The organism is Nocardia sp. NPDC059154 (assembly GCF_042755705.1).
Lineage (GTDB): Bacteria > Actinomycetota > Actinomycetes > Mycobacteriales > Mycobacteriaceae > Nocardia.
In genome coordinates, this window is record NZ_JBHZCS010000024.1 from 124,625 (window position 1) to 133,263 (window position 8,639).

General features: G+C 64.8%; 10 protein-coding genes. 5 read left to right on the forward strand and 5 right to left on the reverse strand.

The features are described 5' to 3' along the window. Window positions 1-122 precede the first annotated feature (122 nt). Window positions 123-323, reverse strand: coding sequence for a three-helix bundle dimerization domain-containing protein (locus ACFXN1_RS21870; RefSeq protein ID WP_379399148.1), 201 nt, complete (start codon window positions 321-323; stop codon window positions 123-125). A gap of 640 nt (window positions 324-963) precedes the next feature. Between ACFXN1_RS21870 and ACFXN1_RS21875 the strand changes: the two genes are divergently transcribed. From ACFXN1_RS21875 to ACFXN1_RS21885, 3 genes are all read left to right on the forward strand, one after another. Continuing rightward, window positions 964-1,332, forward strand: coding sequence for a YrdB family protein (locus tag ACFXN1_RS21875; RefSeq protein WP_379445897.1), 369 nt, complete (start codon window positions 964-966; stop codon window positions 1,330-1,332). 121 nt (window positions 1,333-1,453) lie between these two features. Beyond that, complete coding sequence (locus ACFXN1_RS21880; RefSeq protein WP_379445898.1) at window positions 1,454-2,758, forward strand: family 1 glycosylhydrolase; 1,305 nt, start codon at window positions 1,454-1,456, stop codon at window positions 2,756-2,758. 126 nt (window positions 2,759-2,884) lie between these two features. Further along, window positions 2,885-3,808 (forward strand): universal stress protein, encoded by a 924-nt coding sequence (locus tag ACFXN1_RS21885; RefSeq protein ID WP_379445900.1) that lies wholly within the window; start codon window positions 2,885-2,887, stop codon window positions 3,806-3,808. A 125-nt stretch (window positions 3,809-3,933) separates the two neighbouring features. Here ACFXN1_RS21885 and ACFXN1_RS21890 read toward each other — a convergent pair whose 3' ends face one another. The 3 genes from ACFXN1_RS21890 to ACFXN1_RS21900 form a co-directional block, all read right to left on the reverse strand. Continuing rightward, window positions 3,934-5,121 (reverse strand): AI-2E family transporter, encoded by a 1,188-nt coding sequence (locus ACFXN1_RS21890; RefSeq protein ID WP_379445901.1) that lies wholly within the window; start codon window positions 5,119-5,121, stop codon window positions 3,934-3,936. A 190-nt stretch (window positions 5,122-5,311) separates the two neighbouring features. After that, the gene (locus ACFXN1_RS21895) at window positions 5,312-5,734 is read right to left on the reverse strand and encodes a ribonuclease domain-containing protein (RefSeq protein ID WP_379445902.1); all 423 of its coding nucleotides are present in this window, start codon (window positions 5,732-5,734) and stop codon (window positions 5,312-5,314) included. 610 nt (window positions 5,735-6,344) lie between these two features. Then, window positions 6,345-6,971 carry a TetR/AcrR family transcriptional regulator gene (locus ACFXN1_RS21900; RefSeq protein ID WP_379445903.1) on the reverse strand — a complete coding sequence of 209 codons (627 nt, stop codon included), beginning with the start codon at window positions 6,969-6,971 and terminating at the stop codon, window positions 6,345-6,347. 129 nt (window positions 6,972-7,100) lie between these two features. On the opposite strand from ACFXN1_RS21900, the gene ACFXN1_RS21905 reads away from it, so the two are divergent. Continuing rightward, a complete protein-coding gene (locus tag ACFXN1_RS21905; protein WP_379445905.1) occupies window positions 7,101-7,838 on the forward strand; it encodes a hypothetical protein in 738 nt (245 codons plus the stop codon). A gap of 27 nt (window positions 7,839-7,865) precedes the next feature. Then, window positions 7,866-8,414, forward strand: a complete 549-nt coding sequence (locus ACFXN1_RS21910; protein ID WP_379445906.1) for a DUF302 domain-containing protein — start codon at window positions 7,866-7,868, stop codon at window positions 8,412-8,414. Here ACFXN1_RS21910 and ACFXN1_RS21915 read toward each other — a convergent pair. Next, window positions 8,397-8,639: MMPL family transporter (locus ACFXN1_RS21915; RefSeq protein ID WP_379445907.1), on the reverse strand; the 243-nt coding region annotated here is incomplete at its 5' end. The genes ACFXN1_RS21910 and ACFXN1_RS21915 overlap by 18 nt on opposite strands.

Consider the following 8,639-nt stretch of genomic DNA (forward strand, 5'->3'; position numbering starts at 1 on the left):
CTCTAAGAGGCTCGGGGGGGGGAGCCCCCCTCATTGTGGAACCGGGTACAAAACGACTGCTCGTTCCGAGTGGGGTTCCCGGCCCCCCCCTGACGGAGCCGCCACCACGGCTGAACAACCTGCTACCCGTCGACCCGCACGGCCGAGCTGTAGCACACCCGACGGCTCAACTGCCGCTCGGCGATCCGCTCCACCAGCAGCGGAATGAACTCCCGAACCCGGTGCCCCTCGAAATCCCGATGAATACCCCGAACCACCTCCCCGACGACGCGAGCCGTCAAATCAGGAAATCGATTGGACAGCCGCGCGACAAGATCGCTCATCTGCTGCTCTTCATCGGATCCCGTCATACCGCGAGTTCGCCTCCATCACCAGCGTTCGTGCGCCGTCACCCGTCCCGTCCCAACGGATGACCAGCGAAGTGGACAACGGTCCGGGGTGCGCTCACCCCGGACCGTGCCCCTCGAGTGTTGCGGCAAAGAACGAGCTTTTCGCCCCGGAACCGCTTTCTGGCACATTTTGTCGCGCACTAGGCACACCAGGTCCTGGCCGCTTGCGGATGAGAAATGCAAATGAAATTTCATTTGCAACAACGCCATTCGAATCGGTATCGGCACCGCCAGAGCTATCGGGTGGGAAGCGGCCGGGCCCGTTCGCGAACCTCGGCCAGGTGCTCCCCGGAGTCCATTCGTTGAGCCACGCAGGGACCGGAAGGCTCGGTGCTGCCACACCGAGGCCATCACGGGCGGCACCACACCGCTCAGCGTGCCGAGCAACTGAGCAAAGGCGACCAAATCTTATTCGCCACAACGGATTCTGTCGGGAGGATGTCTGGTCGCGAGCTCATTGGCGCGTTCGGTCACCTTTTCGGCGCGAATTGACCACCGGGCGGCGCGGTGGCCGCTCGTAGAGTTGGCGGGTGTCCTCGGGCGAGATGGGGATGTGAATGATGAGGATTGTCGGATGTCGTTGAACCCGTTCATGCTCGGCGTGCGATTTCTGCTCGAGCTGACCGCTGTGGTGTCGTTCGGAATTCTGGGGTGGCGAGGGTTCGATGCGCCGTGGCGGTTTGCCCTGGTGTTGATACTGCCGATCGTGGTGGCGGCGGTGTGGGGGATGTTTGCCGTGCCGGGGGATCCGAGCCGGAACGGGGAAGCGACGGTTGCCGTGCCCGGCGTTGTGCGGCTGGTGATCGAAGTGCTCGTGCTGGGCGGCGGGGCGGTCGCGCTGTGGGGTGCGGGGCTGTCGACGGCGGCGCTCGTGTCGGCGGTTGTCTTGGTGTTGTACCAGGTCCTCGCGTATGACCGAGTCGGCTGGCTGATTGCGCATTGAGTGGAGCTCTCGTCGTGAGCGGTCCGACGGCTGTGTGACTTTCCGGATGCCGGGCCGAGAACGGGGCTCGATGTGGTCAGAGTGCCCCGAGACCGGTTCTCCGGGAGGTAATCTCGATGCGATGGGACAACGTGCACTGTTCACACTGGCATGTATCGTTCTCACCGCCTGGTGCATGGTCGCCACGCCCGGCAGGGTTGCCGCCGATCCGGGGCTACCGCCGGTGGGCGGCAATTTCCTCTGGGGAGTGTCCAGTTCCGGGTTTCAGAGTGAAGGCTCTGCGCCGGACAGCAATTGGAGCCGTTACGCGGGATCCGGTCGCGCCGAGGACTACCGCAATTCGGTTGACTTCTTTCATCGCTACGATGAGGATATCCAGCACGCCGCCGACCTCGGTGTCGGCGTCTACCGGATCAGCGTGGAATGGGCCCGGGTGCAACCGAATCCGGGCGAATGGGATTTCTCCTTCTACGACAGCATGATCGCGCGAATTCGCGCGGCCGGAATCCGGCCCATGATCACCCTGGACCACTGGGTGTTCCCGGGCTGGGAGGTCGATCGCGGCGGCTGGCGCAATCCGGGCATGGTCGATGATTGGCTCACCAACGCCCGCGCGGTCGTGGACCGCTACGCGCACTTCGATCCGCTGTGGGTCACCTTCAACGAGCCCCTCGCCTATGCCGGAAAAGAACAGCAGATCGGCGATCTCGGCGCACTCGACGTCGCACCCATGATCGATCGGATGGTCGCCGCGCACCGCGCGATCTACGACCACATCCACCTCCGGCAGCCCGGTGCCATGGTCACGAGCAACATCGCCTTCTCGGCCATCGGCACGGCACAGGCCGACGCGTCCTTCGTCGACCGGATCGCGGACAAGCTCGACTACATAGGAATCGATTACTACTACGGTGGATCCCTGACCAATCCGCCGAATCTGGCGGCCCTGCTGACCAACCAACCCTCGAGCCTCGTCCTCGAACCCGACGGCATCTACTACGTCCTGCGTCGATACGCGCAGAAGTTCCCGGGCCGCCCCCTCTACATCGTCGAAAACGGCATGCCCTCCGACAACGGCTCACCCACCACCGACGGCATGACCCGCGAGGACGACCTGCGCGACACCGTCTACTGGGTCCAGCGCGCCAAGGCCGACGGCATCAACGTCATCGGCTACAACTACTGGAGCATCACCGACAACTATGAATGGGGCAGCTACTCACCACGTTTCGGCCTCTACACCGTCAACGTCACCACCGACCCCACCCTGACCCGCCACCCCACCGCCGCGGTCCCCGCCTACCGCGACATCACCACCTCCGGCGGCGTCCCCGCCGACTACCTCCCCACCCGCCCCCCGGCCCTCTGCTCCATCCAGGACCTCCCCTCCAGCTGCTTCAACCCGGTAACCGTCCCGGGCCGCTGACCCACACCCCTCTGGCCGGGACTTGCAGTGGCGATTCCGGGTCGGGGTGCTGGGCGGTGCTATGTTCGGATTTGCGAGACCCACTGGTTCTGCTCGGTTCACGGCATCCCAGGAGGTGGGCAAGTCATGAGTTCCCCGAAGTCGCGCGATCCGCACTCGATATCCACCGCACCGATCGTGGTCGGTGTCGATGATTCTCCGGCCGCGCTGTCGGCCGTGCGCTGGGCGGCGGAGACCGCGGCGGAGCGCGGGCGCGAACTGTTGATCGCGCACGGCACGAACGTGAATGTGATCGTGGGGGTGATGGGCACCTTTTCGAGTGTGAATTCCGAAGTCGAGCAATCGATTCAGGCTTTCGGCGCCGACCTGGTGGCACAGGCCCGGGAGGTTGCCGAAAAGGCCGCGCCCGCCGTGATGGTGCGCACCGAGGTGTCCCCGCAGCATCCGGCGAGGATGTTGATCGACCTCTCGGCCACCGCCCATATGACGGTGCTCGGCGGTCCGGCCGAACGCCGGGGCTTGAACCGGATCGGTTCCATCCTGGTCTCGGTGGCGAGCCAGGCGGCCGGATCGGTGGTCGTGGTGCGCGACGACGACCCCGAATGGGTGGACCGCCGCACGGCGCCGGTCGTGGTCGGCGTCGACGGCAGCCCGGTCAGCGACGCGGCGGTCGCCGCCGCGTTCTACGAGGCGTCCGTGAGCAACGCGCGGCTCGTGGCTGTACACGCGTGGAGCGACCTGTACCTGGCCCGGTACTCGGGATTCATCGATACCTCCATCGAGGCCGCGCAAGCGACCGAGGCGGAGCGGGCGTTGCTGGTCGAACGGCTGGCAGGGTGGCAGGAGAAGTACCCCGACGTCGAGATCACCCGTGACATCCACCTCGCCGATCCGGTCGAGCACCTGCTGACCTGGTCCGAGGGGGCCCAACTGCTGGTTGTGGGCAGCCGCGGCCGGGGCGGGTTCGTCGGCATGCTGCTCGGCTCCACCAGCAATGCGCTCGTGCAGCGCGCGAACTGTCCGGTCATGGTGGTCCACCCGGAGTCGTAAGCCGGCAGGTGGGCTGGTCGGTGTGGAACTCGGGAATGTAGGAGATACCGACGAGGAGGCCCTCGCGGCTTTGGATCTTCATGTCTCCCAACCTCCTTCGGATAGCCGCGGGTGTTCCGGGGCAGCTATTCGGCGTTCGGAGCTCGGTGTTGGGAACGAGTTCGTCGTGCGGGTTCTGGTTTCGGTGGGATCTCCACGTCGTAGCGGCGGACGTACGCGGCCAGGAAGGCTTGCGCGGTGGCTGTCACCGGGATGGCGAGTAGTGCGCCCGTCGCTCCGAACAACGCCGCGCCCGCGAGAACCGCGCCGAAGGCGACCGCGGGATGCATGTCGAGGGTGGTCGCGGTGATGCGCGGCTGCAGGACGTAGTTCTCGAATTGCTGGTAGACGACGATGAATCCGAGAATCCACAGCGCCGACCGTGGATTGTGGGCCAGTGCCACCAGCACCGGCAGTGCGCCGGCGAGGTAGGTGCCGACGGTCAGGATGAACTGGGACACCACGCCCACCCACAGCGCCAGTGCGAACGCCGACGGAATGCCCAGCACTCGCATCGCGGCGTAGTGCGCCAGCGCCGAGAACAAGGCGAGCAGCGCCCGCGAGTAAATGTAGCCGCCCGTCTTCTCGACCGCGATATCCCAGGCGCGCAACACAGGTCGCTGCCGCTGCGGCGGCAGGAGGGAGCAGACCGTATTGCGGAAGCGCGGGCCGTCAGCGGCGAAGTAATAAGTGAACAACAGGACGCCCAGTCCCTGGAACAGCACACCCAGTGCGGTGGTGCCGATACCCCACACGTTATCGGCCAGGCCCAGCGCCCACGACCGCAACGACGAACTCATCTCCGAGGTGCGATCGGTGATGTCGGTGACCGAGAGATGGGTGTGGAAGGTGTCGTTGATCCAGGTGACCGCGCTCTGCGTGTCGTGCGGCAGGTTCTCGATCAGTGTCGTCACCTGACCGACCACCAATTCGCCCATGGTCCAGACGAATCCGACCAGCACCACGGTCACCACCACGAACACCGCCAGCGTCGCCGCACCGCGTCTCCAGCCACGTGCGGCCAGCCAGTTCACCGCGGGTTCGATGGCGAAGGCCAGGAACAACGACACCACCAGCACCGTCAGCAGACCGCGCAGGCGCATCAGCCCCCAGAAGGTGATGACGATCCCGGCCACCGTGGCCGCCGCCAGCAGATAGGCCCGCGGCAACCAGGCCGGGATCACCGACGCGACCAGCCGATCCGGCCTGACCTCCGCGGCAGCGTCGTCCGGGTTCTGTTCCCGCTCTCCGGATACGGATTCGTCCTGGGGCACTCCGCAAACGTACTGGCGTCCGGACGACTCGCGTCGCAGTGGGCGTGTGCCCGCGTGTTCCGGCCGCGCGGAAGCTGCAGCAGCCCAGCGCCGACGGTCGCTCGATCGAGCGGAATCCCGCCCCTGCCACAGTCATACCCTCGAACCTGCCACATCTTCGAGCCGCTACTCCACGTGGCGCGGCGCGAGATCAGCGCATTCTCGTGAAACTGGCGTAGTGATCGTCTGTGTACCACGCCGAACCGTCGTTGCCGGTCACGATCCGCTCCGCATCGCGGGATCGGCCTGGTTGCTTGCAGTTGACATCCCACTCCAGATAGCCGACACCATTGGGCAACTGGCCTCCTCTGTTCTGCCATGTTGTACCGCCTTTGGTTCCAGGACAGTCGGTCGGGGGCCATTTGCCTTGGTCGATCAGACTCAATGTTGTCCAGGCTCGCTGGGGAACCGAGGAGTCCACCAGGCGTACCTCGACACCGACCACCGTCGCGTGCTGGGTCACCTGCTCTGTGTGGCCACCTGACAAAAGCAATGCCACCGTGGCGAGTGCAACTGAAGCGACAGCAATTGCCTTACCCCACAACGTTCTCAGCGCGATCGTCTCCACCGTCATGAGTGCCCACGGTGTCATATGGGTCTGAATCGGCCCTCACGGCGAGCTGTCGTACGGGTGAATGCGGACCAGATGGAACAGGCTCGCGGCCCAGCCGTCCCATGGCCCACCATCGATCTCATATCTCGGTCACGCTCAGCTCGACCCCTGCCGCGGTGAGGCGCTTCGTCAGGGGCGTACCCATGGCGACGGCCGGTGTGTCAGCACGCCGCCGCCAGCTCACCGGACATGGCGGACGTGGCAGCAAGCCCCACTGATCCACGGCCGGTGTAGATCAGCTCGGAATCGCGAGAACCGATGCCCCCCAATCATTCTGGATGCGGCGATCGTGATCGTGTACGCGGTGCCCTATCTCGTCGTCGCCGGTGTGTGCTGGATCCGGGCCGGGGGACTCACTTGCGCAACGCCTCGTGCAGCCGCAGAACATGGTCGCTGTGCGGTCCGCCGTCAGGTCGGTATTGCGCAATGACGAGCTCGACATTCGATGGGAGGTCGGGACATCCGTGAGATCGCCCATTCGCGATGCGCGCAATGCCCATGCCGAGGGTGCTCCACGATCCCAGGCTCGCCCGCCAGCGGCACCATTCTGATCGTGGCGGGTATCGCGCACTTACCTGGTCAAGAGGCCGCGCTCGGTCGCGTCCAGTACTCGCTCGAGTGAGTCTTCGATGTTCTCGGGTGTGGCGGGGAGTGGGCCGTCGAGGAGTAAGCCGGCGAGGCCGTGTACTGCTGACCATGCGGCTATTTCGGCGCCGGGGCGGCGGATTGGGTTGAGGAGGCCTGCGGTTTGGGCTTCGTCGAGGACCTGGCCGAGGATTTCGAAGGGGCCGCATTCCTCGGTGGGGAGTGCGGGTGGGGGAAGTTCGGGCGCAGGGGGATAGGCGATGAAGGCTGTTCGGAACAGGCCTGGTTCGGCCAGGGCGAAGTGGACGTAGGCGGTGCCGACTGCGCGTAGGCGGAGGCGGGGATCGTTGGTGCGGGCTACTTGGTGGCGCATCTCGGAGGCGAGGGCCTGGCGTGCGTGATGTGCTACCTCGGCTAGGAGGGCTTCTCGGTCAGTGAAGTGGCGGTAGGCCGCCGAGTGAGTGACGCCGGCGGCTCGGGCGGCTTCGCGGAGGATTACTCGGTCCGGGCCGCCCTCACGGGCCAGGGCGATGCCGGCCTCGATCAAGGTCGCGCGCAAGGCGCCGTGGTGGTACGGCTTCGCGCGATCGCGACTGGTAGTGGCCTGACCCATGGGGCAAGGATTCCACGGATCCAGGATGTTGACAACGGTCACATTTGGTCGCACACTCGGATGTAACCAGTGGTTACATCCCGCTGGTTCGCCTGAACGACACTCTTGAAACACCGAGCGGAGCATGTGATGTCCTCTGCACCTCCCTATCTCTGGGCGCTCGAGATCATCGGGCTGGTCGCGATAGTTCTTGTCACCACCCGCACCTTGCGGTCATCGGCCGTCGAGGTCGGCATCGATAGGGTTGTGGCGCAACGAATTTCGACCCTCTTCATTGTCGGCTGGATAGCTTGGACGGCCCTGGTCGTTGTGCTGGCGGCCAACAACGCCCTACGGCTGGACGAGGGCACGGTCAGACCGTGGCTGGGCGTGGCGATCGTCGCACCGATCGTGGTCCTGCTGGCGAGTTCCCGACTACCGCTGATCCAGCGGATGCTTTCTCATCCAGGTATTGCCGCAACGTTGGTCCGGCCGCACGAAGCGCGCTTCATCGGCATCGTCTTCTTGACCGCATTGGCGCTGGGTGAGTTGCCGCCTGCGTTCGCACTTCCGGCCGGAATCGGTGACATAGCAATAGGTCTGGCTGCGTCATGGTTGATCCGCAGTCCACGTGCTGCAGGTCGAACCCGAAGTATCCTCTGGCTCAACGTATTCGGATTGATCGACTTCCTGTACGCCTTCGCCGTCGGATTTCTGGGTGGACCGGGGCGTACCCAGCTGCTGCACCTGACGCCATCGACACAGCCACTGTCGATGCTGCCGTTGGTGCTCATCCCGACGACCGGAGTTCCCATCCTGTTCGTCTTCCACGTCATCTCGCTGGCCAAGCTGCGGGCCACCGCGCCCGTCGCGGCCGTCCCGGTCTGAAAACTCCTCGGCAGAAAAGGAAGCACAATGAGCACCACCCCCATCGACAAAAGCGCTCGCGTCCAACGCATTCGGCACGAGGTGAACCGGATCACCATCGCAGTCGACGCCACGTTCGAGGAGCTGCGTACGCGTTTCGAGCGGCTGGTCCCCGACATCGAACTCGACGAGTTGAGCCAACTGATCGCAACCGGTGATCTGGAACGGGTGACGAAGTACACCGAAGCGCGAACACCGAACTCCTTCGCCAACTTCTGGACCTTCGACCCGACTGCCATGATGGCGCTGCGAGGCAGTACCGCGCAGTTGGTCACCTACATGGTGGGCAACAACCTGATCGCGGAGCGCATGTTCCGTCACGATCCGGGCGTGATGCTCTACGCACCGATCCGCGTCGCCATCTACACCGACAACGATCGGACGTTCGTCAGCTTCGACCAGCCGTCGACACGCTTCGACACCTTCGACGACGAAAACATCAGCGCGGTCGGCCGACTCCTCGACGAGAAGATCGCCGCACTTCTGACGCTGCTCGGCGTAGAGGTGCCGGACGAACTATCACGGCACACCGTGTAGTTCGACCAAATCCTGTGGCGTGGGAACGTTATCGGTCATTTCGGGAGCAAGGCCGCGGCCTTCGATGTCGATATCGGGCAGCAGTCGGTCGAGCCAACGCGGCAGCCACCACACGCCGTCGCCGAAGATGGACATGACGGCGGGTACCAGCATCATGCGCACGACGAATGCGTCCACGACGACGCCGACCGCCAGAGCGAAGCCGAACTGCCGGATCATGGGGTC